Raw genomic sequence first — 25,783 nt, forward strand, 5'->3', positions numbered from 1 at the left:
GCGGGTCAGCTCTGCGGTTTCCTTGGCGAAGTCGGTATCGCGGATGCGGCTGCGCGATGCGGACAGGTTCTCCGTGGAGGTCTGCAGGTTGGCAACGACCGAGGTGAAGCGGTTCTGCACGGCGCCGAGGTCGGCACGGGTGTTGTTGATCGAGCTCAGCGCGTTGTCGACCAGCGACAGTGCCTTCTGCGCACCGGTCACGGTGGACACGTCCAGGTTGGCGACGTTGGCGGTGGTGACCACGGCATCGGCGGTCTGCGCAAAGCCGGCGGCGCCGGTCAGGGTGATGTCGGCGTCGGCCATTGCCACGCCGTCCTTGACCTGGGTGACCACGATCTTGCCGGTGTCGTCCAGCTCTGCCAGCACGCCGGTTTCGCCGAGCTTGGAGTTGATGGCGGTGACGGCGGCCTTGTTCTGGTCGGCCACGGTGGCGCCGCTCTTCAGTTCGATCTTGTCCAGGGTGACGGTGGCAGTGCCGACCTTGATGGTGCCGGTCAGGGTGGCATCAGCGGCCAGCGGCGCAGCCGCGTCGCCGACCTTGCCGGTGGCGAAGGTCGACGTACCCAGCTTGGCGGTCGTGGCGTCGACGATCTTGTCGATGGCAATCGCCTGGCCGGCGTTGGCACCGACCTGGAACAGCTGGCTGGAGAACGAGCCGTCCAGCAGCTTGGTGCCGTTGAAGTCGGACTGCTTGGCGACGCGGTCGATTTCGCTGACCAGCTGGGTCACTTCGGCCTGCAGGGCCTTGCGGTCGCTGGCCGAGTTGGTGGCGTTGGACGACTGCACCGCCAATTCACGGACGCGCTGCAGATTGTTGCCGATTTCGGTCAGCGAACCTTCGGCGACCTGGGCCAGCGAGATGCCGTCATTGGCATTGCGGATGGCCACGTCAGTGCCGCGGATCTGGGTGCCGAAACGCTCGGAGATGGCCAGGCCAGCGGCGTCGTCCTTGGCGCTGTTGATGCGCGAACCCGACGACAGGCGCTGGATGGTGGTGGCCAGCGAGCTGCCGCTGGTGCTCAGGTTGCGCTGAGCATTCAACGACATCGTGTTGGTGTTGATGACTTGTGCCATGGAAGTTCCTTCAGGCGTGGGTGGAGCGTTGGACGTCGGTATCGATGGCGGCGCCGGTCACACCGGCGCCGACAGGGCAGGCGTGGATCAGCGCAGCAGGCTGAGCACGTTCTGCGGCACCTGGTTGGCCTGGGCCAGCATGGCCGTACCGGCCTGCTGCAGGATCTGGGTGCGGGTCAGCTCTGCGGTTTCCTTGGCGAAATCGGTGTCGCGGATGCGGCTGCGCGAGGCCGAGAGGTTCTCCGTGGAGGTCTGCAGGTTGGCAACGACCGAGGTGAAGCGGTTCTGCACGGCGCCGAGGTCGGCACGGGTGCTGTTGATCGAACCCAGCGCCTTGTCGACGATTTCCAGCGCCTGCTGGGCGCCCTTGACGGTGCTGACGTCCAGGTCGCTGGCGTACTTGGCAGCCGGTGCGGCGGCGGCCAGCGTGGGGACGAACGTCGGGGTGGTGGCGCCGCCGGTCCAGGCGCCCGGGGTGGCGGTGATGGCCTTGAAGGCACCATTGGCGTCGACGCTGTCCTTGACCGAAGTCAGGGTAACCGCGTTTCCGGCGGCGTTGACTTCAGCGTAGACGCCGGTTTCGCCGATCTTGGCGTTGATCGCGCTGACCACGGCCTCGCGCGAAGCCTTGCCGGTGGCGGCCTCGTCGGCGCCCTGCTTGACTTCCACGGTGGCGATGTCGACCCCGTTGATCTTCATGCCGGTGATCTTGAAATCGGCATTGGCGGCCGGGTCGGCCAGGGCCAGCGCGTTGCTGTCGAACTTGGCGCCGCCCAGTGCGTTGGCCTTGGCGTCCACCACCTTGTCAATGGCGATGGCCTGGCCGGCGTTGGCACCGACCTGGAACAGCTGGCTGGAGAACGAGCCGTCCAGCAGCTTGGTGCCGTTGAAGTCGGACTGCTTGGCGACGCGGTCGATTTCGCTGACCAGCTGGGTCACTTCGGCCTGCAGGGCCTTGCGGTCGCTGGCCGAATTGGTGGCGTTGGAGGCCTGGACAGCCAGCTCACGGACGCGCTGGAGGTTGTTGCCGATTTCGGTCAGCGAACCTTCGGCGACCTGGGCCAGCGAGATGCCGTCATTGGCATTGCGGATGGCCACGTCGGTGCCGCGGATCTGGGTGCCGAAACGCTCGGAGATGGCCAGGCCGGCCGCATCGTCCTTGGCGCTGTTGATGCGCGAACCGGACGACAGACGCTGGATGGTGGTGGCCAGGGAGCTGCCGCTGGTGCTCAGGTTACGCTGAGCATTCAACGACATCGTGTTGGTATTGATGACTTGTGCCATGGGAAGAGGTCCTTGAGCGGTTGCACGTGATTGGGGTTAGACGCTCATGACGTGCTTCAGGAGCGGCTTATGTCAGCGCTGCAACAGGCTGAGCACGTTCTGCGGCACCTGGTTGGCCTGGGCCAGCATGGCCGTACCGGCCTGCTGCAGGATCTGGGTGCGGGTCAGCTCTGCGGTTTCCTTGGCGAAGTCGGTATCGCGGATACGGCTGCGCGAGGCAGACAGGTTTTCCGAGGACGTCTGCAGATTGGCGACAACGGAGGTGAAACGGTTCTGGATGGCACCCAGATCGGCGCGAACGCTGTTGACCGATTCCAGTGCCTTGTCAACGATTTCCAACGCTTTCTGGGCGCCGACGTAGGACGAGACGTCCAGATCCTCCACGAAGCTGGAGGTGGCGGTGGCAGCAACCGAGCTGGGCGCGGCGGCGGTGGAGTCAGCCAGGCCAAGCTGGGTGGCGCCGTCGATGACGAGGTCGCGGTCGGCCTGGACGGAGGTCAGCTTCAGGCTGTGGGTGTCGGGGGTGCCAGCGGTGGTGACCACTTCGGCATAGACACCGGCTTCGCCGATCTTGCTGTTGATCTGGGCAGCGGCGGAGGCGGCGAATTCGGCGGTGGTCTTGCCGGAGATGGTGCCGATGGTGGCGCCGTTGATGACAACGTCGCTCAGGTCGGTGATCGTGCCGATGTCGGTGCCGTTGACCGGGGCGGCAAACTTGGCGTTGCCCAGCGAGCTGGCCTTGGCGTCGACGACATTGTTGATGGCGATGGCCTGGCCGGCATTGGCGCCGACCTGGAACAGCTGGCTGGTGAAGCTGCCGTCGAGCAGCTTGGTGCCGTTGAAGTCGGACTGCTTGGCGACGCGGTCGATCTCGCTGACCAGCTGGGTCACTTCGGCCTGCAGGGCCTTGCGGTCGCTGGCCGAGTTGGTGGCGTTGGAGGCCTGAACGGCCAGTTCGCGGACGCGCTGCAGGTTGTTGCCGATTTCGCTCAGGGAGCCTTCGGCGACCTGGGCCAGCGAGATGCCGTCGTTGGCATTGCGGATGGCGACGTCGGTGCCGCGGATCTGGGTGCCGAAGCGCTCGCTGATGGCCAGACCGGCGGCGTCGTCTTTCGCGCTGTTGATGCGCAGACCGGACGAGAGGCGCTGGATGGTGGTAGCGAGCGAGCTGCCGCTGGTGCTCAGATTGCGCTGAGCGTTGAGCGACATCGTATTGGTGTTGATTACCTGTGCCATGGGTCGTCTCCCTTATTGGAATCCCGGTGGTTGATGGAACGAAGCCCCGCCGTTTTTTTTTGTTTGGCTGTGTGCTTCGCTGTTGCCAAATCAATAACGGCGCTTTGTCAACAACCTTTAGGCGGAAATCTCGCCGGGGTGCCGGTGCTGCCGTCCGGGGCCGTGGCTGAGCTCCCCGATAGAAGGGTTAACGGCACCGGAGGTGGAGATTGAAGGGCTTTTTGCCCGTCAAGCCGGGCTCTGCCTGGCGGCCCCGGGGTCAAGGTCCCGGCCACGCTCACAGCGGCAGCCACCGCGCCGGATCGCGGAGACAGGGCGCCCGCGGCGGCCCCGGCTCACGCTCTCCGGCGCGCGCCCCTGCCAGTGGGGCGCGTGCGACGGGCGTGTTTGGCGACGCATAACGAGAAAGGCCGCGATGCTGTTCGCATCGCGGCCTTCGAGGCTTTCCGTTACGGGATGACGCGCCGTCAGCGCAGCGTGTTGAACAACGACATCTGCTGCATCTGTGAGAACAGGGTCTGCGCGGCCTGCAGGGCAGTGCTTTCCAGCTGGTACTGGCTGATGGCGTCGGCGTAGTCCAGGTCGCGCATCTGCGACAGCGTGCCCTTGAGGGTGACGGTGTTGGATTCACGCATGTCCGCGGCATTGTCCAGCGCTTTGAGCTGGGCACCGCCAGCGGCGCGCGAGTCGATCATCCGTTCGGAGGCTCGGGCGATGTCGCGCAGTCCGCTCTGCAGCAGGTTCTGCTGGGCGGCGGACTGGCTGGCACTGCCGGTATCCATCTTCAGCGAGCCGATCAGGCTGTCCAGGGTACTGAAGATGTCGCGGCTGGTGGCCGGGGCCACGTTGAAGGTATCACCGGCAGCAGGCTTGCCATCCACGTGCAGGCGCACGCCGTTGAGCACCAGGTCGTCGCCGGCCTTCATGGTGCCGCTGGACACCACCGTACCGGTGTCGTCGACCAGCTCATACTGGTCGGCGGCGGTGAAGCGCACGCTGAAGGCCTTGCCGTCCCAGCTGTTGCTGCCATCGCGGGTGACATTGGTGAGCACGCCGGTACCGGTGTTGCCGCTGGCCGCGGCACCATCCACATGGCCGTCGCCGGTGCCGATGCGCAGGAAAATCTCGCTGCCGGGCAGGGCATCGAGCACGTAGGTGTCCGGGCCCACCTCCACTTGGCGCTGGTTCTGATCGCCGTTGTAGACCACCTTCCCGTCAATCTGGCTGAAGGGAGGGCTGCCGTCGGCCGTGCCGCCGAACAGGTAGCGGCCGGTGCCATCGGTGCTGTTGGCAAGCGCGAGCAGGTTGCCCCGGATGGCCTCGATCTCGGTCACCATCGACTGCTTGTCCGACGCCGCCAGCGCCGGGTTGTTGGCGTAGATGGTCAGTTCGGTGATGCGGCCCATCATGTCGCCAACCTGGGCCAGCGCGTTCTCCTGCAGGCCCAGGCGGTTCTGCACATTGCCGGCGTTGAGCTGCATGCGCTCCAGGGAAGCCAGGGTGCGGTCCAGGCCCACGGCGGCGCCGGAGGCGACCGGATCGTCCTTGGCGGTCACCAGGCGGCGGCCGGTGGCGATCTGCTGCTCCAGGTGGCTCATTTTGGCCTGCTTGGCCATCATCAACGAGACCGACTGGTTGAACATCATGCCGGTGGAAATACGGTTGTTCATCGGCCTACGGCTCCGAGGATGGTCTGGAACATGGTGTCGGCAGTGGAGATCAGCTGCGAGGCGGCCTGGTAGGCCTGCTGAAGCCGCAGCATGTCGGCGGCTTCTTCATCCAGGTTCACCCCTGACACTGCATCGCGCGCGGACTGCGCCTGGTCGGTGATCACCTGCTGGGCCTGCAGGGAGTAGTCGGCCGAGCGGGCGGCGGCGCCGACCTGGGTGGTCAGCCCGCCAAGAGCGCCGCTCAGGGTCACGGTGCCATCGTTGAAGGCCTTGGCCTGTTCCACCTTGGCCAGCAGCAATGCGTTGCTGTTGTCCGAGGAGCCGGCCGGCGTCGGACCGATGCTGAAGGTGTCGCCGGTCTTCGGCGCGCCGTCGAGCACGAAGCTCCAGCCATTGGCGCTGATGGTCTGGCCTGCGGTGTAAGTGAACGGGCCGGCGCCATCCAGGGTGTACTGGGTGCCACTGGTGAACACGATCGCCGCCGGGTTGCGCAGCGCGGCATTGCCGTGGTCGGTCACCTTGACGCCGCTGAGCTTGCCGGTGCCACTGTTGGACAGTGCTGCGGTGCCCTTGATCGGAGCGGCGGCGGCAATCCGCGAGGTATCGGTGATCGCTACGGACATCGTGCCGGCCACGCCCGCCGTGGGCTGCAGCAGCATGCGGTCGTTGAGCGCCGGCGTGCCGGTCATCACCAGCTCCACGCCATTGAGCACCAGCGGGTCAGCGGCAGTACCGGTACCGGTCATGGCCACCGCCACGCCGGTATCGGCGCGGCTGGCCTGCCACTGGGTGCCGTCGAACTTCAGCACGACGTTCTGCCCGTCCAGCTTGGACAGGTCGCCGAAGCTGGCGGCCATGCTGGCCGTGCCTGCATTGCCGGCGTGGCCGGTGATGCGCGGCGCGCCGATGTTGAAGAAGTCGCCGCCGAGGTTGCCATACAGGTCCGCACCCTGGCGGTGCACGTCATTGAAGCTGCTGGCCATGCCGATCGCCAGCTTGCCCAGTTCGGCCTGGGTGGGGGTGAGCACGGTATCGCGGAACTCGAGCAGGCCGCCGATCTGGCCGCCCAGGGTCTTCGATTCCAGGGTGATCTTCTGCCCGGCGCTTTCCAATGCCAGCTGCAGGCGCTCGGGCATGTACGGGTCGGTCACGGTAGTGACCTTGGACGCGGTGGTGCCCACCACCAGTGCCTGGCCACCGGCCGTGTAGACATTCATGATGCCGCCGTCCTGCATCACCGCGTTGCCGCCGGTGTAGCCGACCAGGTTGGCGATCAGCTGGTCGCGGCGGTCCAGCAGATCCGGCGCGGCATTGGCCGCATTGCCGCCGATGGCGCCGTTGAGCTGGGCAATCTCCTTGGCCAGCCGGTTGATCTCGCTGGCACCGGCGATCAGGCCGTTGTTGACCTCACCGTTGAGCGTGTTGAGCTGACCGTTGAGCTGCTGGAAGCGGTTGGCGAGGGTCTTGCCACCGTCCAGTACGTTCTGCCGGTCGGCGGTGCCCGAGGCATTGGAGGACAGGCCGCTGACCGTATCGAAGAAGCTCGACCACACCCCGGCCACATTGGTGGCCGTGTCGGAGAACATCGCATCGACGCGGTCGGCCATCGTCGACAGCTGCTTCAGGCGCGCCAGTTCGCCGCTGCCGTCGAGCAGCCGCGATATCGCCAGCTGGTCGGCGACGCGCCGGATGTCGGTGATGCGGGTGCCGTTGCCGACATCGCCATAGCCGAAGTTCTGCGGGTTGGCGGTGGCGAAGTCGACCTTCTGCCGGCTATAGCCGGGGGTGTTGATATTGGCGACGTTGTGGCTGGTGGTGGCCAACGCCCGCTGGAACGCGAGCAGGGCACTGGTGCCGGTGGAAAGTACGCTGGACATGGGTTACCTCAACGACGGATGACACCCAGCCCGGTCGGGCTGGCGGTACTGGCAAAGGTCTGGCCCAGGCGCCGGCTGGCGTCGCCCACGGCGGCGATGGCGCGCTCGATGGTGGGGCCGCCGGCAATTGCGGCGATCTTGGCCGCATAGCCGGGATCGGTGGCGTAGCCGGCCTTCTGCAGGCCCTGCGCAAAGCCGCGGACATCGCCGCCGGCCTGCAGCGCGTTCTGGTAACGCGGGCTGTTCTTGAGCAGTTTCACGTAGTCGGCAAAGCTGTCGCCCACCGACGTATACGCGCGGAAGCTGGCGGTTTCGTTGCGGCGAACGCCGTCAACGTATTCGTGGGTACCGCTGCTGGCACGCTCACCGCTCCACCCGGTGGCCTTGATCCCGAACAGGTTGTGCGAGCTGCCGCCGCCATTGCGCTGCACCAGCTTGCGGCCCCAGCCGGTTTCCAGGGCCGCCTGGGCGACGAGGGCCTTGGCATCGACGCCCAGCTCGCGCGCCGCCTGCTGGGCATGGCCCCAGATGCTGGCGACGAAGCCTTCCGGGGTGTGCGGACCCAGCGTGGCGGCCGCCGTACTGGCGGCCAGCGTGTCCACGGCACCGGTGGTACGCGTGGCACCGTCATTGACGCCGCTCCAGCGGTCGTTGGACAACGCGGCCCAGTTTTCCCCGGCGGACCCGCTCACGGCCGGCGGCGTGGCATACGGATCGTTCCGCCCGAGCGCTTCGTGCATCTGGCTGCTTTCGCGCCCGGCGATCAGGTCCAGCGCACGCTCCATAGGCTGCAGTACTGCTGACGGATCAGCGCCACGCAGGTGCTGAAGCACGTCCACCTCGCTGGGCACGGCAGTCGGCGCAGTGCCCGCGGGCAACGCCATCGGCGCGGCCGACGGCGCATTGAGCCGGTACGCGCGCAGGGCGGCGGCCGGGTTCAGCGCGGTATCGACCGGCGCGGCCGCCTCGCCTTCGGCGGCCCCAAGCTGGCGGGCGATCATCGCCGACAGGCCCAGGCCACGTCCCCGCGTCATCGCCTCGGCGATCTTCTGGTCGTACATTTCGCGGAACATGGTGTTCTCGGCAGGGAAGAGCGAATCGCCGAAGCTGGCATCGCGCATGCTCTTGACCAGCATCTGCGCAAACTGGCCTTCCAGCTGGCGTGCCACCTTGTCGACCTTGGCCGGGCTGTTGGCCTGGGCCGGGTTGAGTTCCAGTGCGGGTGTAATGCGCATGTCAGATCACCTCGAGTTCGGCGCTCAGCGCGCCGGCCTGCTTGAGGGCTTCCAGGATGGCGATCAGATCGCCGGGGGCGGCGCCCACCGCGTTCACCGCATGCACGATTTCATCGAGCGTGGTGCCGCCAGTGAACTTGAACATGCGGCTGCCATCGTTGGTGGCGGTAATGGTGGACTGCGGCGTGGCCACCGTCTGGCCGTTGCCGAACGCATTGGGCTGGCTGACGTTGGTGTTCTCGTTGATGGTCACAGTGAGCGAACCATGTGAAATGGCCGCTGCGCCCACCCGTACCTGCGAGCCGATCACCACCGTGCCGGTCCGCGCATTGACCACCACCTTGGCCGGCGCGCTGCCGGGGGTGAGTTCGAGGTTCTCGATGCGGGCGAGCAGGCCGATGCGCGCGCCAGGGTCGCTGGGCGACTGCACGGACACCGTCACCCCGTCAATCGCGCGTGCCGCACCATCGCCGAACGCCTGGTTGAGCGCGGCGACCATGCGCGACACCGTGGTGAAGTCATTCTTGTGCAGATTCAGGGTGATGTCGCCGCCGCCGTTGAACACGTCCGGCAGCGCCCGTTCCACCGTGGCGCCGTTGGGAATGCGGCCCACGCTGGGCACGTTCACGGACACCCGCGAGCCGTCCTTGCCCTGCGCCCCAAAGCCGCCGACCACCAGGTTGCCCTGCGCGATCGCATACACCTGGCCGTCGGCGCCGCGCAGCGGGGCCATCAGCAGCGAGCCGCCGCGCAGCGACACCGCGTTGCCGATCGAAGAGACCGTGATGTCGATCGGCTGACCCGGCTTGGCGAACGGCGGCAGTTCGGCGTGGATGGCCACGGCGGCCACGTTTTTCAGCTGCGGGTTGACGTTGGCAGGCACATTGACGCCCAGCTCGCCAAGCAGGTTTTTCAGGCTCTGCACGGTAAAGGGCGCCTGGCTGGTGCGGTCGCCGCTGCCGTCCAGACCCACGACCAGGCCGTAGCCGACCAGCGCGTTGGTGCGCACGCCGCCCACCTGCGCCAGGTCCTTGATGCGCTCGGCGTAAGCGGGGGCAGCCAGGGCGAACACCGCCAGCAGCGTCGCCGCCGCACGCAGCGCGTAGCGCGACGCGGTGCGTCGCTGCCCAGCAATGAAGAAGGAAAAGGTCATGTCAGGCTCAGAACGGCGTCAACGCCGAGTTGAAGAAGCGGCTCAGCCAGCCCATTGCATTGGACTGGGCCACCGGACCGCGACCGCCGTAGACGATGCGGGCATCGGCGACGCGGCTGGACGGAATGGTGTTGTCGGGGAAAATGTCCGCGGCACGCACGATGCCCTGCACCTGCACCAGTTCATCGCCCTGGTTCAACCGCAGGTTCTTGGCACCCTGCACCACCAGGTTGCCGTTGGGCAGGCGCTGCACCACGGTGACGGTGACACTGCCGAGCAGGCGATTGCTCTGTGCGCTGGTGCCTTTGCCGGCAAAGTCGCGCGAACCCTTGGCGCTGGCGCTCAGGATGTCCTTGCCGCCCAGCGTGACCGGTGCGCCGAAGACCGTCGGGGTGCCGATACTCAGGTCCGATTCCTTGGCCGTCGTGGTATTGGCGGTGGTCTGCGCGGTGGTGTTTTCGGTCAAGGTGATGGTCAGCAGGTCGCCGACATCACGCGCGCGTCGATCCGAATACAGCTGCAGGCCAGGGCCGGCGGCGTAGATCGCACCGGCGGTGGCCTGAGGGGTAGGCGCTGCGATCGGGACAACCGGCGCCATCGCCGGATAGGGCCGGACATCGCCAGCGATGACGCAGCCGCCGAGCAGGGCAACCAGGGAGCCGGCAAACAGCAGGCGAAGGGTAGGGCGCAGGGGCGACATGGCAGGGCTTCCGGTTCGGCCGATCAGACGTTCTGGTTGAGGTAACCGAGCATCGCGTCGGTCGTGGAGATCGCCTTGGCGTTCATTTCGTAGGCGCGCTGGGTTTCGATCATCGACACCAGCTCTTCGACCACGTTGACGTTGCTGCCTTCCAACGCGCCCTGCACCACGCTGCCCAGGCCGTTGAGACCGGGGTTGCCGTTCTGCGCGGGGCCGGAGGCGGTGGTTTCCAGGAACAGGTTTTCACCCCGTGCCTGCAGACCGGCCGGATTGACGAAGTCGGTCAGGGTCAGTGCGCCGATCTCCACCGAGGCGGCGTCGTCGGCCATCTTCACGCTGATCGTGCCGTCGGTACCGATGGTGAGCGACTGTGCACCTTCGGGAATCTGGATGCCCGGCTGCACCGGATAGCCGCTGTTGGTGACCAGTTCGCCCTGCTGGTTGCGCTGGAACGAGCCGTCGCGGGTATAGGCCGAGGAACCGTCGGGCATCTGCACTTCAAAGAAGCCACGCCCATTGACCATCACATCGAGCGCGCGACCGGTCTGCTGCTGGCTGCCCTGCTCGAAGTTCTTCGAGGTGGCCACCACGCGCACGCCGGTGCCCAGCTGCAGGCCGGTCGGCAGCTGGGTCTGCGCTGAAGACGCACCGCCAGGCTGGCGCACCTGCTGGTACAGCAGGTCTTCAAAGCTGGCGCGGTCCTGCTTGAACCCGGTGGTGTTGGTGTTGGCGAGGTTGTTGGACACCACCGACATGCGCGTCTGCTGCGCATCCAGTCCGGTCTTGGCGATCCACAATGCCTGGTTCATGGCGATGTTCCTTTGTGTTCTGCGGGTGGCCGCAGGGGGGCGGCCGTTACAAGAGGCAATGCATGGCGCGTGCCAGAACCGCGCCGGAATTCCGTCGGGGGCGCGTCACCGCGCCGTCGACAGGGCGATCAACCGCCCAGGCGCAACAGGCTGTTGGCACTGCGGGCGTTGTCGTCGCCGTGCTTGATCACCTTCACCTGCATTTCGTACTGGCGCTGCAGCTGGATCATCTGCACCAGCGCACCGGCGGCATCGACATTGCTGCCCTCCAGTTGGCCGCTTTCCAGCGACTTGCCCTGGGCCTGCACAAACGGCTGCTGCGGATCGGTGTTGCGCATCAACCCGTCCAGGCCGCGTTCCAGGCGGTCGTCGGCGGCGGCCACCACGCGGATCCGGCCGATATTGGCCATCGTCTGCGGGCCTTCGCCGAGCGGAATGATCGAGATCGTGCCGTCGTTGCCGATGTCCATCGCCTGGTGAGGCGGAATGGCGATCGGCGCACCGTTCTCGTCCAGTACCGGATGGCCGCCGGCAGTCACCAGCTGGCCATTGGGCGTGATCGAGAGTGCCGCACCGCGGGTATAGGCTTCACCGCCACCGGCCGGCGGCTGCACCGCCAGCCAGTTGCCCGACTGCAGCGACAGGTCCAGCGGGTTGCCGGTGATCTGCTGGGCACCCATGCGCCGGTTGAACCCGGCGTCCACGTGCAGGGCGTCCACGCGCGAGGCGTAGCCGGTGCCCTTGACCGGGAACGCCTCGGTGTTGGCGAGCGCTTCCTTGAAGCCAGGGGTATCGGTGTTGGCCAGGTTGTGCGAAAGCGTGCCCTGGGCCTGCAGCGACGCGCGTGCACCGGTCATCGCTACGTAGAGCGCCTTGTCCATCGTTGTCGTCCCGTGATGCGGTCAGTGGCTCATCAACGGATGTTGATGATGGTCTGGGTGATCTGGTCCATGGTCGAGACCATCTGCGAGTTGGCCTGGAAGTTGCGCTGGGCGGTGATCATATTGACCAGCTGCTCGGTCAGATCGACCGTGGAGGCTTCCAGTGAACCGGCCTGGACCTTGCCAAGGTTGGAGCTGTCCGGTGCCCCGGTGCGGGGGGTGCCCGAGCCGAAGGTCTCCACCCACAGATTGTTGCCCTTGGCTTCCAGGCCCTGGGTATTGTTGAAGGTCGTCAGTGCCACCTGGCCCAGCGCCTTGTCATCGCCATTGGAATAGCGCGCGTACACCACGCCTTCTTCAGACACGGTGATCTCGTTGAGCTTGCCGGCCGCGTAACCGTCCTGCTGGGTATTGCGCAGCGCGAACTTCTCGCCGTACTGGGTGGACCCGGAGATGTCCAGGGTCAGCGCGAGCTGGCCGGCACCGGTGCTGGGGGTGAACGGCGTGAGGGTGATCTGGCCGTTGGCGGGCGAGGTGAGTGCACCGGCATTGTTGAAGGTCAGCGTGGTGGGCGCACCCTGTGCCTGGCCGTCCACATAGTTGTAGACCTGCCACTCGTTGGCGGCGGCACCCTTGACGAAGTACGACGTCTGGGTGTGGCTCACGCCTAGCGAGTCGTACACCGTGATGCCGCCGGTGGACTGGCTGTAGCTGTTGGAGTCGGTCGGGCTGAACGGAGTGACCGTAGGCTCCTTGGCGTCGGCCGGCAGGGTGAAGCTGACGTTGACCTTGCTGGTCTGCTTGGGCGGGCTGTCGGTGGTGAGCAGCTGCAGGTCGACCAGGCGACCGGCGTCGAAGCTGGTGCCGTCCGCGTTCGGGGCGAACACCTGCAGGCGCGCACCCTGAGGGTTGATCACGTAGCCGGCCTGGTCGGTCTGGAAGTTGCCGGCCCGCGAGTACACGCGCGCACCGTTCATGGTCATGGTGAAGAAGCCCTCACCGGAGATGGCCATGTCCAGACTGCGCCCGGTCTGCTCGTTGTTGCCCTGCGAGAACTGCTGGGCCACGTTGGTCAGGCGCACGCCCTGGCCGATGGCGTTCTTGGACAGACCGTAACTGGTGGCCGAGAACAGGTCGGCGAACTCGGCGCGCGACTGCTTGAAGCCGGTGGTGTTCACGTTGGCGATGTTGTTCGCGGTGACGTTCAGATCGGCATTGGCGGCGTTGATGCCGGACAACGAGACATTGAAGCCCATGAGATTGCTCCTGGTATGCGGGGTGGGGCGGCTCAGCTGATGCGGAGCACGTAGTCGATCGGGGCCGTACCCAGGCCCTTGAGGTTGAGGTACAGCCCGTCGGAGCCGACCGTGACGCTTTCCACAGGTGCTTCGACGTAGGTATTGGCCTTGGTCTTGGCGCCGGCGCTGTCGGTGAAGGTGGCGGCGAGGGTGTAGCTGCCGGGCGGCATGCGGTTGCCGTTGGCGTCCTTGCCGTCCCACTCGAACGTGACTTCGCCGCTGGCCTTGGCCTCCACGCTCAGCGTGTTGACCTTGACGCCGTTGGCGTCGGTGATGTCCACATTGACGAAGCCGGCGCCGGGTGCCGCGACCATGCCGCTGGTGCTGCCTTCGGTTTCCAGCGACCACGTGGTCGAAGGAACCAGCACGTCGTGGCCCACCAGTGCAGCCCCGCGCAGGATCTGGTCACCGGACATCTGGTCCTGGAAACCCTTCACCGTGGCGTTGAGGTCGGTGATGCCCTGCACCTGCGACAGCTGCGCCATCTGCGCCACCATCTGGGTGTTGTCCATCGGCTTGAGCGGGTCCTGGTGCTGCAGCTGCTCGGTCATCAGGCGCAGGAAGTCGGCCTGGTCCAAGGTGCTTTTTTTCTTGCTGGTGTCACTGTTGGGTGCGTTGAGGCCGAGCGCGGTATAGATATCGCTGCCCTGGCCGACGCCGCTGGTGCTGCTCATGACGGTATGTCCTGCAAAAGTGGGGGTCAGCGACCCATGCTCAGGGTGGCCAGTGCCAGTTCCTTGGCGGTGGTCAGCATCTCCACGCCGGCCTGGTAATTGCGCGAGGTGGAAATGAGGTTGACCATCTGCGCCACCGGATCGACGTCGGGCTGGTAGATGTAGCCATCGCCATCGGCCAGCGGATGGCCGGGCTCGTAGCGTTTGATGGGTGCCGCGTCGCTCTGGTTGATTTCCTTGACCTGGACGGTGGTGATGTTCGGGTCTGTCCGGCTGGTGACGGACTGGAAGATCGGTTCAAGCGGTTTGTAGACCGCATCGGCCGACCCGGCGACGGTATCGGCGTTGGAGAGGTTGGACGCGATGGTGCTCATGCGCACCGACTGGGCCTGCAGGGCCGAGCCGGCGATGTCGAAGATCGGCAGATTGCTCATGGCTTATTGGCCCGTGATGGCGGTGAGCATGGAGCGCACCTTGGATTCGACGAAGCTCAGCGAGGCGCGGTACTCCAGCGCGGCGCGGCCGTAGGCGGCACGCTCGGCGTCCGGGTCGACGGTGTTGCCGTCGATGCTGGGCTGCACCCCGTCCTTGGCAATCTGGAAGGGGTTCAGGCCGCCGCCGATGGCGAAGTGCTGTTCGTTGGTGGTTTTCATGAGTCCGTTGGCGTCCAGGCCCTGGGCGTGGCGCAGGGCGGCGTCGAAGTCGAGGTCCTGGGCCTTGTAGCCGGGGGTGTCGGCATTGCTCAGGTTGCTGGCGATCAGCTTCATCCGCTGCTCGCGCAACGGCATGGCCTGGGCATGGACCCCCAGATAGTCGGAAATCAGATTGGGCATGGCGCGCTCCCACGGGACGATGCGGGGGAGGCTGCAAGGGCTGTGCCAATCGGTATGGCGTCGGGGCATATGGCCCGGGTCGACAGCGCGCGGGCAAGGCGGCCCGGACGCCCACAAAAAAGCCCAGCAGGTGCTGGGCGTGAGGATGAACGATGCCGCTCCGGCCTTCCCGGGGGAGCGTGGACGTCGGCGGTCGCGTGCGACCGCCGTGTCTCAGGCGGCCATTGCCACCTTGCGCAACCGGTCCAGCACGAAATCGGCCAGTTCGTGCGGGGAATACTTGGCCACGAAGGCGTTGGCGCCCACCCGCTCGACCATCGCGTTGTTGAATACGCCCGACAGTGAGGTGTGCAGCAGCACGTACAGGCCGGCCAGACCCGGGTGGCGCCGGATTTCCGTCGTCAGGGTGTAGCCGTCCATCGCCGGCATCTCGATGTCGGAGATCACCATCGCGTAGCGCTCGGCGGGATTCTCCCCGGCCGCATGGATCTGGATCAGATGGTCCAGCGCCTGCTTGCCGTCCGACAGCAGGGTCGCGCTCACGCCCAGCTGGTCCAGCACGCTGCGGATCTGCTGGCGGGCCACGCGCGAGTCGTCCACTACCAGTACCTGCATCGGCGGGGCATCGGCCGGCAGGGCCATCGACGGGTCCAGCACGGCTTCGCCGCGCACCTGGGCGATATCGGCCAGGACGCTTTCCACGTCGATCACCTGGATCAATTCACCCTGGAAACGGGTGACGGCGGTCAGGTAGCTCGATTCGGCACCCAGTTCCGGCGGCGGGTGGATGTCCTCCACCGCGATGTTGACGATCCGTTCCACGCCGCTGACCAGGAAGCCCTGGATCGAGCGGTTGAACTCGGTCACCACCAGATAGCCTGGCGCGGTATCGGCATCCGGTTCGCGTTCGGGGTGGCCGATGGCCAGGCCCAGGTCCAGCACCGGCACCGAGCGGCCGCGCACGTCGGCAACGCCGGCGAACTGGCTGGGCAGGCCGGGGACCTGGAACAGGGACGGGCGCCGAAGCACCTCCTGTACCTTGAACACGTTCACGCCAAAAAGCTGACGTCCGCCAAGCCGGAACAGCAGCAGGGCCAGACGATTGTGGCCGGCCAGTCGCGTACGCTGGTCGATGCGGTTGAGCAGGTCATGGGACATGGGTCTGGTATCGGCGCCACCCGGCGCGACTTGAGCGCGGCGCGCCCGGGAGCGACGGTGGGTTGCGGCACGCACCTTGCATCGCCCTGCGCATGTCCGTTGCCCCTGGAGTCTGCATGCGTTCTGTCCTGGTCGTTCTGTCCCTGCTGCTGGCATTCCCGGCCGGGGCTGCCGCCGGTTGGCAGCCGGTGGAGAGCATCCGCGGTGCGGCGTTGTCGACGCTGCCGGCCGGCACCGAAGGCGACACGTCGCTGGACTCGGCGCTGCGCCTGCCGGCCTGCGGTCAAGCCCTGCGCGCCCAGCCGACCGGTACCAGTACGGTGGAGGTGAGCTGCCCGGATGCCGGCGGCTGGCGGCTGTTCGTGCCAGTCAAGGTCCGCCGCAACCAGCAGGTGCTGGTCCTCAACCGCGGGATCGCCGCTGGAGAAACGTTGACGGCGGCCGATATCACCACTGCCCAGCGTGACGTGGCGCGCATTGCCGGCGCCGCACTGGCCGACCCCCAGGTGGCGGTCGGCCGGGTAGCCCGCCGGACCCTGAGCGCCGGCAGCCTGCTGTCGGCCAACGACCTGGTCGCCCAGCGCCTGGTGCGCCGGGGCGACAGCGTCGCCCTGGTCTCGCGCCGGGGCGGGGTGGAGGTGCGGGTGGCCGGGCGGGCGATGGCCGACGCGGGCGAGCACGAACGGGTGTCGGTGGAGAACCTGTCGTCACGCAAGATCGTTCAAGGTACCGTGGACGCCAGTGGCGACGTTTTAGTGACGCGTTGATCACAATGCTGACCGGCACCCGTTTGTGCTGAAAAACCCTGCCATTTCCCCCTAAAGGTGGCGGCCTCTGTGCCGTTATCCCTTGTGAACCGAACACCCAGGACATCTCCATGAGCCAGAAAATCGACGGCAACCTGCAGGCCACCGCCCATCTGCGCAGTGTCGCCCTCGGCACCAAGCCCAGCGCGGGTACCGATCCCCAGGCGCGCCCGGTGGAAGCCGTGGACAGCCTGCGGCTGACCGGTGAAGCCACCTCGCTGCAGGCCATGCAGCGCGAGCTGAGCACGGCCCCGGCGATCGACGCGGCCCGCGTGCAGGCCGTGCGCGAGTCGCTGCAGAACGGCACTTACACGATCAACCCTGACGCCATTGCCTCGCGGATGCTTGAGCTGGACCAGCAGCTGCAGGGATGACGCTGGCGATGAGCGAGCCGTTGCAGCGCCTCAGCGATGCCTTGGACGTCGAACGCCTGGCCTTGGTCGAGCATGATGTCCACGCGCTGATTCAGGCGACCGGCGCCAAGCTGGAGGCGCTGCGTGCGCTCGAAGCGGCGCTGCCGGTCGGCCAGGCCGAGCGTCTGCAGGAACTGGCCGAGCGCAATCGCGCCAACGGCGTGCTGCTGGCGCGCCGCCGCCGCGAGGTCAACTGGGCATTGCGCCAGCTGGGCCGCAGTGAGGAGGCGTCGGCATATGACGCCAAGGGCCAATCCAGCACGCTTCACACGCGCCGGCCGCTGGCCGTCGCCTGACCGGCCCGGGCAGCACGTGCCGGGCCGGGGTTTCCGGTTCGCGTATATTGGGCGCCTGTTTTCACCTGCCCGATGTGACCGTGACCGCCGATATCTCGTTTGTTACCGCGCCGTTGCCGCCCCAGCCGGTCCTGCTCGCCCTGTTCGAGCACACCCGTGAAGGGGTGCTGTTGTTTCGCGAGGACGGCAGCGTGGCAGTGGCCAACGCGGCCCTGCGCGCCATCGTCGGCCAGGCCGAGCCCGATGCCGGCCTGAGCGCGACCCAGTGGCTGCGGCAACGCCTGCCGCCGGACGCGCTGGAGCATGCACGGCAGCAGGGCCACTGGAATGGCAGCCTGCCGGTCGGCGAGCGCATGGTCATCGCCCACGTCTACCATCATGAGGCGGCAGGTGAGCGCCACTATCTGGCCCTGTTCCACCGCATCGAAGGCCAGGAAGACTATGAGCGTGAGCTGCAGCAGCGTCACGCCGAGCTGCGGCAGGCCTACCTGCGCTTGAACGGCACGCAGGAAAAGCTGCTGCAGTCGGAGAAGATGGCGTCCATCGGCCAGCTGGCGGCCGGCGTGGCGCACGAGATCAACAATCCGATCGGCTACGTGCACTCCAATCTGGGCAGCCTGCAGGAATACCTGCGCAGTCTGTTCACGGTGATCGAAGCCTACGAGCGTGCCTTGCGTGCGCCCGACCCCAAGGCGTTGATCCCGGAAATCGACGACATCCGCAACCGGTTCGACATCGACTTCATCAGCCGCGATCTGCCGCAGCTGATGGCCGAGTCGCGCGAGGGCATCGAGCGGGTGACGCGTATCGTGCGCGATCTGAAGGACTTCTCGTACTCCGGCCGCGACGAGTCGTGGAAGCTGGTGGACCTGCACGCGGGCCTGGAATCGACGATCAACATCATCTGGAACGAGCTAAAGTACAAGGTCACGCTGCACCGCGAGTTCGGCCAGCTCCCGCTGGTGGAATGCCTGCCGTCCGAGCTCAATCAGGTCTACATGAATCTGCTGCTCAATGCCGGCCACGCGATCGCCGAACGCGGCACGATCACCGTGCGCACGGGCGTGGACGGCGACACGGTCTGGGTGGAGTTCGAGGACACCGGCGGCGGCATTTCGCCGGAACTGCGCCAGCGCATCTTCGACCCGTTCTTCACCACCAAGCCGGTGGGCAGCGGCACGGGTCTGGGCCTGTCGATCTCCTACAGCATCATCAACAAGCACCACGGCCGCATCGACCTGGACAGCACCCCGGGCGAGGGCGCACGTTTCCGCGTGGTACTGCCGATCAAACAGCCGCGCTGAACCCGGCGCTGGCGAGATCGGGTGATCGGGTGATTGCGTGACGCCCGGCGATGGCCGGGTGGGCGGGGTCTGCGCGAACAGCCTGTGGCCGATGAACGTACCTTGCGGTGCTGACGGGTGCGGGTGTCCCGTAAGCCCGCCCCCGTCGGCCCAGCCAGCGGCAGGCAGATGCCGGGGGCTGTTCGCGCTGGCGTCAGGTCACTCGTCTTCCGGCGCTGCAATCGCTACCGGCGGGGCGGTATTGGCGCGGCGCTGCTCTTCGTGCGTGCGGAACGCCTGGTGGATGTGCTTGCGCAGCTCATCGTCGTTCCACGGCTTGGTCAGGAAGCGGTAGATCGCGCCGCGGTTGATCGCGTCGGTGACGGTGTTGAGGTCGGTGTAGCCTGACAGCACCAGCCGGATCGTGTCCGGGTAGAGCATCTTCACCCGGCCCAGGAACTCGGTACCGCTCATGTCGCTCATGCGCTGGTCGGACAGGATCACCTGCACGTCGTTGATCGCCAGCAGGTCGAAGGCATCGCGCACGTTGCCGGCCGCCAGAATCCGATAGCCGTCGCGGCGGAACAGGCGCACCAGCGAGCGCAGCACGTTCTCTTCGTCGTCCAGCAGCAGCAGCGTCCGGTCCGGGCGGGTTTCGGCGAAGGCCTCCGGGCGCAGGTAGCGCCGGCGCAGCGTCATCCCGGCCGCGTCGGCCGACATCGGTTCGCCGAACAGATAGCCCTGGAACACGTCGCAGTCGTTGCGGCGCAGGAAGCCGAGCTGTGCCTGCGACTCCACGCCATTGGCGATGACGGTCATGCCCAACTGGTGACCCATCGCGATGATCGCGCGGGCGATGGCCGCCTCGCGGTTGCCGGCCGGCGCGCTCTTGATGAAGCTGCGGTCGATCTTGAGCTTGTCGACCGGGTAGCGCACCAGCGCGCTCAGGCTGGAGTCGCCAGTGCCGAAGTTGTCCAGGCTCAGGCTGATGCCTTCATTGCGCAGGTTGACCAGCGTTTCGTGCACGAAATTGACGTTGTTGGTCAGCGCGCTCTCGTTGATCTCCAGCGTCAGCATGTGCGCCGGCACCCCGGCGGTCTGCATCAGCGCCATTACCTCGGCAAAGAAATTCGGGCGCAGCAGCTGCAGGGTGGACACGTTCACCGCGATGGTGAAATCGTCGAAGCCCTGGTCGCGCCACAACCGCGCCTGCTTGAGTGCGCCTTCCAGCACCCACGTGCCGATCTGCACGATGATGCCCAGGCGCTCGGCCGTGCGCATGAAGCGCTCCGGCACCAGCATGCCCAGCGTCGGCGACTGCCAGCGCAGCAGCGCTTCCATGCCCACCACGTGGCCGTCGCGTGCGCTGACCAGCGGCTGGTAGCGCAGCTTCAGTTCACCGTTGGGAATGGCATCGACGATCTGCCGGGCAATGATGCTCTCGCTGTGCGCGCTCGATGGCGTATCCACCGCATGGATGCGCACCGCATTGCCGCCTTCGCGCGCGGCCTGGTAGAGCGCGTCCTCGGCATGGTCGAGCAGCCGCGACGCACCGCTGGCGTGTTCGGGGCACAGGCTCACGCCCAGTTTGCCGGTCATGAACAGCGTATAGGGCAGCACCGACAGCGGCAGCTCCAGCTGCTGGCGGATTTCCTCGGCGAGGTCCTCGGGCAGCGGCACATCGGCGGTGCGCTGCACCGCGATCAGGAACTCATCGCTGCCATGCCGCCACAGCTTGCCGCGGCCACGCAGGTGGTGCTGCAGGCGCTGGGCGACCAGCACCAGGGCCTGGTCGCCCACCTCGGCGCTCATGTTCTCGTTGACCGATGCGAAATGGTCGATGTCCACGTGCATCAGCATCAGCGGGGTGCCGCCGGAGGCGGCCTCGGCCACCATCGCCTGCAGCTCGGGGTTGCCGGCGCCAAGGCGGTCCGGGGCATCCTCGATGCTGACCAGGGGCAGGGAAGGGTTCCACATGGGCTCAGTGTTCCAGGAGTTCAGCGGCCCTCACGCCGGTGGCGCGGTAGGGCAGGTACAGGTCGATCAGGGTGCCGGCGCCGTGCGCCGACTCGATTTTCAGGGTGCCGCCGACGCTCTGCGCACGTTCGCGCATCACAATCAGGCCCAGCCCGCGCGGGCCGTCCGGGTCAAAGCCTTCACCGTCGTCGCGGATCTGCAGGTGCAGGCCGTGGTCGTCCACGTCGCGCAGCTGCAGGCTGACCTGGCTGGCGCGCGCGTGGCGCAGCACGTTGGTCAGGCTCTCCTGGGCGATGCGGAAGCAGGCCTGTTCGATGTCGCCGGCCGGGCGGCGGGGCAGCGACTGGATGTCCGGCAACAGGTCGATGGCCGCCGATCGGAACAGTACCCCGGCCTGCCAGCGCAGGGCCGCCTCCAGCCCGAGCGCGTCCAGTTGCGGTGGGCGCAGCAGGGTGGAGAGGTCGCGCAGCTTTGCCACCGTGGTGTCGGCCAGCTGGATGATCTGCACCAGGTCTTCGTCCCGGCGCAGCGGGTCGGCCTCGTCCTGCGCCGCGTAGGCAGACAGTTTCATCGCGGTGATTGCCTGTCCGATGTCATCGTGCAGGTCGCGCGAGATGGCCCGGCGCTCGTCTTCCTGCAGCGAGAACAATCGGCCCGCCATCGCCTGCAGCTCGCGGTTGCTGGTTTCCAGCGCCGCGCGGATGCGTTCGGGTTCGCTCAGGTCGCGCACGATCAGCAGTTTGCAGTTCCGACCGCCATATCGCACATCGCCGACGGCCAGGCCGGCCTGGAAATGCTGGCCATCCAGTCGGCGCATGCCGATCACTTCGCCGGCGCCGGTCGATGGCACCGGAATGGGCGCGAACAGCTGGGCCCGTACCCGCGCCAGATCGGCGCTGGCCACCAGCACCGCCAGCGGTTCGCCGAGCAGGGTGTGGTTGGCATAGCCGAACTGTGCTGCGGCACACGCGTTGGCGTAGAGCACGTGTTCGTCGGAGAGGATCACCACGCCGTCCGGCAGCACCCGCACCAGCTCACGGAACTGTTCCTCGCGTTCGCGCAGCAGGCGACGCGACTGCTCGCGCTCGGTCACATCCTGCAGAGTGCCCAGTACCCGTGGCCGGCCGGCGTCGTCCAGGCCGCTCTGCGCGCGCAGATGCACCATCAGGGCGCGGCCATCCATCGCCAGCAGGGGCAGCAGCACGTCGATCTGCACCGGCTCGCCGGAGGTCATGTCGACCAGCAGCTGCTCGCTCAGCGCCGCAGTGGCCGGATCGGCAGGAACCAGCAGTTCCTCGAAGCGGTGCCAGCGCCGTGCCTCCGGCGGGCGGCGGCCCAGCAGCCGATAGACCTGGTTGGAGTAGCGGCCCTGGCCACTGGCCGGGTCCAGCTCCCACGCGCCGATGCGGGCCATCTCGTGCGCCTCTTCGACGCGGGCGAGGGCCTGGTCGCGGCGTTGCAGCGCCTGGTCCTCGCGGGTGCGGTCGATGGCGATCAGCAGCCGGGCCTGGTGGCCGTCGTAGTCAATCGCACTGCTGCGCATCTCCATGCGCCGGTGGCTGCCATCCTTCAGCCGCAGGTCGGCGGTGATCACGCACAACTGCTCGGGCTGGTCGCGGATCTGGGCCAGCTTGTCCGTCAGTGCGGCATCCTGGCCGGGCGGCCACAACGCATTCACCGGCAGCGCCATGAACTCGTCACGCGACCAGCCGAACAGACTGCACGCGGCCGGGTTTACATCCAGGATCGCCAGTGTGGCCAGGTCGTACACCAGGATCGGCCCCGGGTTGCCCTCGAACATCTGGCGATGGCGGGCTTCCGAGCCTTCCAGCAGCGCGTGGGTATGCAGCACGTGCTGGGCAAGCGGGCGCAGCAGCAGGTAGATCAGCGCGGCGCTGGCGATCACGAAGAAGGCACCCTTGAAGGTCTGCCAGCGGGCGGCGGTATGCATGTCCCCGGCGAGCACCTGTACTGCCGCGTCGCTGCACAGGATCCACACCAGCGCCAGCACCAGATACAGCCCCACCACCCGCCAGCGGTCGCGGCGCAGATCGCGCGCAAGCGGGCGTTCGGGCGGGGGCGACGGTGAGTGGCCGGAGGCGTCGACAGGCATGGGCACGGCGGGAGACGGTGGCGAGGGCGGCAACCATCTTAGAGGGTGCGGAGGGCTTTGAGGTGAGGGGGTGAGGACGCCTCGGGCGGGTCCCTATGCGGGGGGGCACTCAATAATCGGCCAAACCCGCCGCTAACGATTGCGTTCCCGGTTGTCGGGTGCGTTTTCGGAGTCATACCGCGTGGACCAAGGGATCATCGCCAGTCTGCTGCAGCACCCGTTGGCCTCGGCACTGGTCATCCTCGACCGTGCCGGTCGCCCACTGGCGGCCAATCCGGCCGCGCGCGAGCACGGCCTGCCGGCAACCCTGGCCGCGTACGGCGAGGTACTGGAAGACCTGCGGCTGCTCGCTGCCGACGGTGGCCTGGTGCCGTGCCAGCTTCCCGGCGGGCCACGCGGCCGGTTCGACGGCTGGATGCGCGCGGTCCACGATGCCGACGGGCAGCTGCTGGCCTTCACCCTGAGCGTGCCCGAGCCGGTGGCCGCCTATGCGGGCAGTCGCTGGGAGCTGGCCCTGGAGCATGCCGGACATGGGCTGTGGGACTGGGACCTGCCCAGCGACACGGTGACCCGCTCGCGGCGGTGGGACGGCGGGCCGATGGATGACGAGCAGGGCCGCGGCGACGCCGCCGGCGCGCTGCTCGACCACGTGCACCCGGATGACCAGGCGCATGTCCGCACCGCGCTGGACGCGCATCTGCGTGGCGAGGGCGCTGTCTACAGCGCGCAGTTCCGCGTCCGCCACCCGGATGGCGACTGGCGCTGGATGCTCGACCGTGGCCGTGTGGTCAGCCGTACGGCCGACGGCCAGCCGCTGCGGATGGTGGGCACCCACACCGACATCCAGGCCCAGAAGCAGATGGAAACCCAGCTGCGCGAACAGCAGGTGCACCTGCGCGAAGCGCAGCGCATCGCCAGCATGGGCAGCTGGTCCTGGGACCCCGAGGCGCGCCAGTTCTGGTGGTCGCCGGAGTTCCGCGCGCTGGTGGGCGAGGGCGACGATCCCATGCCGGTTGGCCGCCACTGGCTGCGCCGGCTCGAGCCACGCTCGCGCGGCCAGCTGCGCAGCGCCTGGCGGCGCATGTGGCGTGATGGACGTGCCACCACGCTGGAACTGGAACTGCCCCGGCCGCGGGAGGGCGCGCTGCACCTGCGGGTCTGGATGCAGCCCCTGGTCGGGCCGGACGGGCGCATGCAGCGCCTGCTGGGCCAGGTCCAGAACATCACCGAGCAGCATCAGACCGACGCGCTGATCCGCTGGCGCACCGAACTGCTCAACCGCGTCTCGGCCCTGGGACGCATCGGTGGCTGCGAGATCGAGGTGGCCACGCGCAGCATGCAGTGGACCGAGGAGTGCTATCGCATCCACGGCCTGCGCAAGGAGCCGATCAGCCTCGACCAGGCCCTGGCGCTGTACACCCAGGATTCGCGCGACGCCTTCGAGGCGGCGCTGGAGCGCATCGCCGGTGGCGGCCTGCCCGAGCAGCTGGACCTGTGTTTCTACCGCCAGTCCGGACTGCGCATCTGGGTACAGGTGCTGATCGAGCTTGACCACCGCGACGGCCTGCCGACGCGCTTTGTCGTGTTGTTCCGTGACATCACCCGCGAGCGCGAGGCCAACGAGCGCATCGAGCTGCTGGCCCACTACGACCTGCTGACCGGCCTGCCCAACCGCATGCTGCTGCGCGAGCAGACGGCCGATGCGATCGAAGAGGCCCGCGATCGCGACGCGCCGCTGGCGATGCTGTTCATTGACCTGGACGGTTTCAAGACCATCAACGACACCTTCGGCCATGCCACCGGGGATGCGCTGCTCAAGGCGGCCGCCGCGCGCCTGCACCAGAACCTGCGCAACAGCGATCTGTTCGGGCGCTTCAGTGGCGACGAGTTCATCGTGGTGCTGCGCGACCTTGCCGACCCGGAAGACGCCGGCCATGTCGCACGCAAGCTGATCGCTTCGCTGGCCGAACCGCTGCACCGTGGCGAGACCACCTTGAAGGTGGGCGCCAGCGTGGGCATCGCGATGCTCGACGACGGACGCTGCGATTTCGATTCGCTGCTGCGCGCAGCCGACGCGGCGATGTATGCGGCCAAGGAGGCGGGGCGCAATACGTATCAGTACTACAGCCAGGACGCGCTGCTGCGGATCCAGCGCAAGCTGGAGATCGAACATGCCCTGCTGGGGGCGATCGAGCGGGAGGAGTTCAGCCTGGCCTATCAGCCGCTGCTGCACGCCGACCACGGCGCACCGCCGGCGATCGAAGCGCTGTTGCGCTGGCATCGTCCCGGTATTGGTTACTGCAGTCCGGCCGAGTTCATCCCCATCGCCGAGAAGTGCGGGGAAATCGTACGGATCGGCGATTGGGTCCTTGCCGAAGCCTGTCGTCAGGCAGCGGCGTGGGACCAGGCCGGGCTGCAATTTGATCGCGTGGCGGTGAACGTTTCGGCGGTGCAGCTGCGTGATCGCGGGTTTGCCGAGCGCGTGATCGACATCTGCCATGCCCACGGCTGGCCACCGCAGCGGCTGGAGCTGGAACTGACCGAATCGGCGCTGATCCGCGACACCGACCTGCTGCGCCATTGCTTCGACGTGCTGGAGCGCCACGGCGTACCGTTGGCCGTGGATGACTTCGGTACCGGCTTCTCCAACCTGCACTACCTCAACCGGTTCCCGGTCGGCCGCCTGAAGATCGACCGCAGCTTTGTGCAGGGCATGCTGCACGACGCCGGCACCGCCGAGGTCACCCAGGCCATCGTGCACCTGGGCCACGCGCTGGGCATGAAGGTCGTGGCCGAAGGCGTGGAAACCGAGCAGGAAGAAGCCATGCTGCGCCGCCAAGGGTGCGACGAAATCCAGGGGTACCTGTATTCCCGTCCGCTCACACCGCGCGACCTGGCCCAATGGCTCAAGCAGGGCGGAGCGCAGATCGCCCCGCGCGAGCGCCTGCAGCCAGCGGCGCACGCAGTAACCTGATCGCCGGCAACACGGCGCGCCGCAGGCGTCTGCCGTCCG

At 67.2% G+C, this 25,783-nt stretch carries 22 protein-coding genes; 5 read left to right on the top strand and 17 right to left on the bottom strand.

Annotation, left to right across the window (positions count from 1 at the left end):
- The 15 genes from ACPEH8_RS04045 to ACPEH8_RS04115 form a co-directional block, all read right to left on the bottom strand.
- Window positions 1-1,074, bottom strand: a 1,074-nt coding sequence (locus ACPEH8_RS04045; protein WP_423666094.1) for a flagellin, incomplete at its 3' end; no start/stop codon positions are given.
- An 87-nt stretch (window positions 1,075-1,161) separates the two neighbouring features.
- Window positions 1,162-2,358: a flagellin gene (locus ACPEH8_RS04050; protein WP_153164159.1), complete on the bottom strand. Its 1,197-nt coding sequence runs from the start codon at window positions 2,356-2,358 to the stop codon at window positions 1,162-1,164.
- A 72-nt stretch (window positions 2,359-2,430) separates the two neighbouring features.
- Window positions 2,431-3,594: a flagellin gene (locus ACPEH8_RS04055; protein ID WP_153164158.1), complete on the bottom strand. Its 1,164-nt coding sequence runs from the start codon at window positions 3,592-3,594 to the stop codon at window positions 2,431-2,433.
- A 467-nt stretch (window positions 3,595-4,061) separates the two neighbouring features.
- On the bottom strand, window positions 4,062-5,264 hold the full coding sequence (gene flgL / locus ACPEH8_RS04060) for a flagellar hook-associated protein FlgL (RefSeq protein ID WP_017354445.1): 1,203 nt from the start codon (window positions 5,262-5,264) through the stop codon (window positions 4,062-4,064).
- The gene (flgK, locus tag ACPEH8_RS04065; RefSeq protein ID WP_017354444.1) at window positions 5,261-7,141 is read right to left on the bottom strand and encodes a flagellar hook-associated protein FlgK; all 1,881 of its coding nucleotides are present in this window, start codon (window positions 7,139-7,141) and stop codon (window positions 5,261-5,263) included. The genes flgL and flgK overlap by 4 nt, the downstream gene beginning before the upstream one ends.
- A gap of 8 nt (window positions 7,142-7,149) precedes the next feature.
- Complete coding sequence (gene flgJ, locus ACPEH8_RS04070) at window positions 7,150-8,376, bottom strand: flagellar assembly peptidoglycan hydrolase FlgJ (RefSeq protein ID WP_153164157.1); 1,227 nt, start codon at window positions 8,374-8,376, stop codon at window positions 7,150-7,152.
- A gap of 1 nt (window position 8,377) precedes the next feature.
- Complete coding sequence (locus tag ACPEH8_RS04075) at window positions 8,378-9,529, bottom strand: flagellar basal body P-ring protein FlgI (protein ID WP_136004094.1); 1,152 nt, start codon at window positions 9,527-9,529, stop codon at window positions 8,378-8,380.
- A 7-nt stretch (window positions 9,530-9,536) separates the two neighbouring features.
- Window positions 9,537-10,229 carry a flagellar basal body L-ring protein FlgH gene (gene flgH, locus ACPEH8_RS04080; RefSeq protein WP_017354441.1) on the bottom strand — a complete coding sequence of 231 codons (693 nt, stop codon included), beginning with the start codon at window positions 10,227-10,229 and terminating at the stop codon, window positions 9,537-9,539.
- Between the two features lie 23 nt (window positions 10,230-10,252).
- Complete coding sequence (flgG, locus tag ACPEH8_RS04085; protein ID WP_017354440.1) at window positions 10,253-11,038, bottom strand: flagellar basal-body rod protein FlgG; 786 nt, start codon at window positions 11,036-11,038, stop codon at window positions 10,253-10,255.
- Window positions 11,039-11,166: 128 nt separating this feature from the next.
- On the bottom strand, window positions 11,167-11,919 hold the full coding sequence (locus tag ACPEH8_RS04090; protein WP_017354439.1) for a flagellar basal body rod protein FlgF: 753 nt from the start codon (window positions 11,917-11,919) through the stop codon (window positions 11,167-11,169).
- A gap of 32 nt (window positions 11,920-11,951) precedes the next feature.
- Window positions 11,952-13,175 (bottom strand): flagellar hook protein FlgE, encoded by a 1,224-nt coding sequence (gene flgE / locus ACPEH8_RS04095; protein WP_017354438.1) that lies wholly within the window; start codon window positions 13,173-13,175, stop codon window positions 11,952-11,954.
- 32 nt (window positions 13,176-13,207) lie between these two features.
- The gene (locus tag ACPEH8_RS04100; protein ID WP_166472963.1) at window positions 13,208-13,891 is read right to left on the bottom strand and encodes a flagellar hook capping FlgD N-terminal domain-containing protein; all 684 of its coding nucleotides are present in this window, start codon (window positions 13,889-13,891) and stop codon (window positions 13,208-13,210) included.
- Between the two features lie 26 nt (window positions 13,892-13,917).
- Window positions 13,918-14,325, bottom strand: a complete 408-nt coding sequence (gene flgC / locus ACPEH8_RS04105) for a flagellar basal body rod protein FlgC (protein WP_017354436.1) — start codon at window positions 14,323-14,325, stop codon at window positions 13,918-13,920.
- A gap of 3 nt (window positions 14,326-14,328) precedes the next feature.
- Window positions 14,329-14,724 (bottom strand): flagellar basal body rod protein FlgB, encoded by a 396-nt coding sequence (gene flgB / locus ACPEH8_RS04110; RefSeq protein WP_017354435.1) that lies wholly within the window; start codon window positions 14,722-14,724, stop codon window positions 14,329-14,331.
- 213 nt (window positions 14,725-14,937) lie between these two features.
- Window positions 14,938-15,882 (bottom strand): chemotaxis protein, encoded by a 945-nt coding sequence (locus ACPEH8_RS04115; protein ID WP_017354434.1) that lies wholly within the window; start codon window positions 15,880-15,882, stop codon window positions 14,938-14,940.
- 116 nt (window positions 15,883-15,998) lie between these two features.
- On the opposite strand from ACPEH8_RS04115, the gene flgA reads away from it, so the two are divergent.
- The 4 genes from flgA to ACPEH8_RS04135 all read left to right on the top strand — a co-directional run bounded on the left by flgA (window position 15,999) and on the right by ACPEH8_RS04135 (window position 18,701).
- Entirely contained in the window at window positions 15,999-16,649 is a 651-nt protein-coding gene (gene flgA, locus ACPEH8_RS04120) for a flagellar basal body P-ring formation chaperone FlgA (RefSeq protein ID WP_017354433.1), read from the top strand.
- Window positions 16,650-16,759: 110 nt separating this feature from the next.
- On the top strand, window positions 16,760-17,062 hold the full coding sequence (flgM, locus tag ACPEH8_RS04125) for a flagellar biosynthesis anti-sigma factor FlgM (RefSeq protein WP_017354432.1): 303 nt from the start codon (window positions 16,760-16,762) through the stop codon (window positions 17,060-17,062).
- Window positions 17,059-17,397: a flagellar protein FlgN gene (locus ACPEH8_RS04130; RefSeq protein ID WP_136004101.1), complete on the top strand. Its 339-nt coding sequence runs from the start codon at window positions 17,059-17,061 to the stop codon at window positions 17,395-17,397. The genes flgM and ACPEH8_RS04130 overlap by 4 nt, the downstream gene beginning before the upstream one ends.
- 80 nt (window positions 17,398-17,477) lie before the next feature.
- Window positions 17,478-18,701: an ATP-binding protein gene (locus tag ACPEH8_RS04135; protein ID WP_026070497.1), complete on the top strand. Its 1,224-nt coding sequence runs from the start codon at window positions 17,478-17,480 to the stop codon at window positions 18,699-18,701.
- A gap of 198 nt (window positions 18,702-18,899) precedes the next feature.
- On the opposite strand, the gene ACPEH8_RS04140 is transcribed toward ACPEH8_RS04135, so the two are convergent.
- Window positions 18,900-20,657, bottom strand: a complete 1,758-nt coding sequence (locus ACPEH8_RS04140) for an EAL domain-containing protein (RefSeq protein ID WP_017354429.1) — start codon at window positions 20,655-20,657, stop codon at window positions 18,900-18,902.
- Window positions 20,658-20,661: 4 nt separating this feature from the next.
- Window positions 20,662-22,770: a PAS domain S-box protein gene (locus tag ACPEH8_RS04145; protein WP_423666095.1), complete on the bottom strand. Its 2,109-nt coding sequence runs from the start codon at window positions 22,768-22,770 to the stop codon at window positions 20,662-20,664.
- A gap of 181 nt (window positions 22,771-22,951) precedes the next feature.
- Here ACPEH8_RS04145 and ACPEH8_RS04150 point away from each other — a divergent pair, with 181 nt between their 5' ends.
- A complete protein-coding gene (locus tag ACPEH8_RS04150; RefSeq protein WP_136004104.1) occupies window positions 22,952-25,744 on the top strand; it encodes a bifunctional diguanylate cyclase/phosphodiesterase in 2,793 nt (930 codons plus the stop codon).
- The last annotated feature ends 39 nt before the right edge of the window (window positions 25,745-25,783 follow it).

The organism is Stenotrophomonas sp. NPDC077461, assembly GCF_049545475.1.
GTDB lineage: Bacteria > Pseudomonadota > Gammaproteobacteria > Xanthomonadales > Xanthomonadaceae > Stenotrophomonas > Stenotrophomonas nematodicola.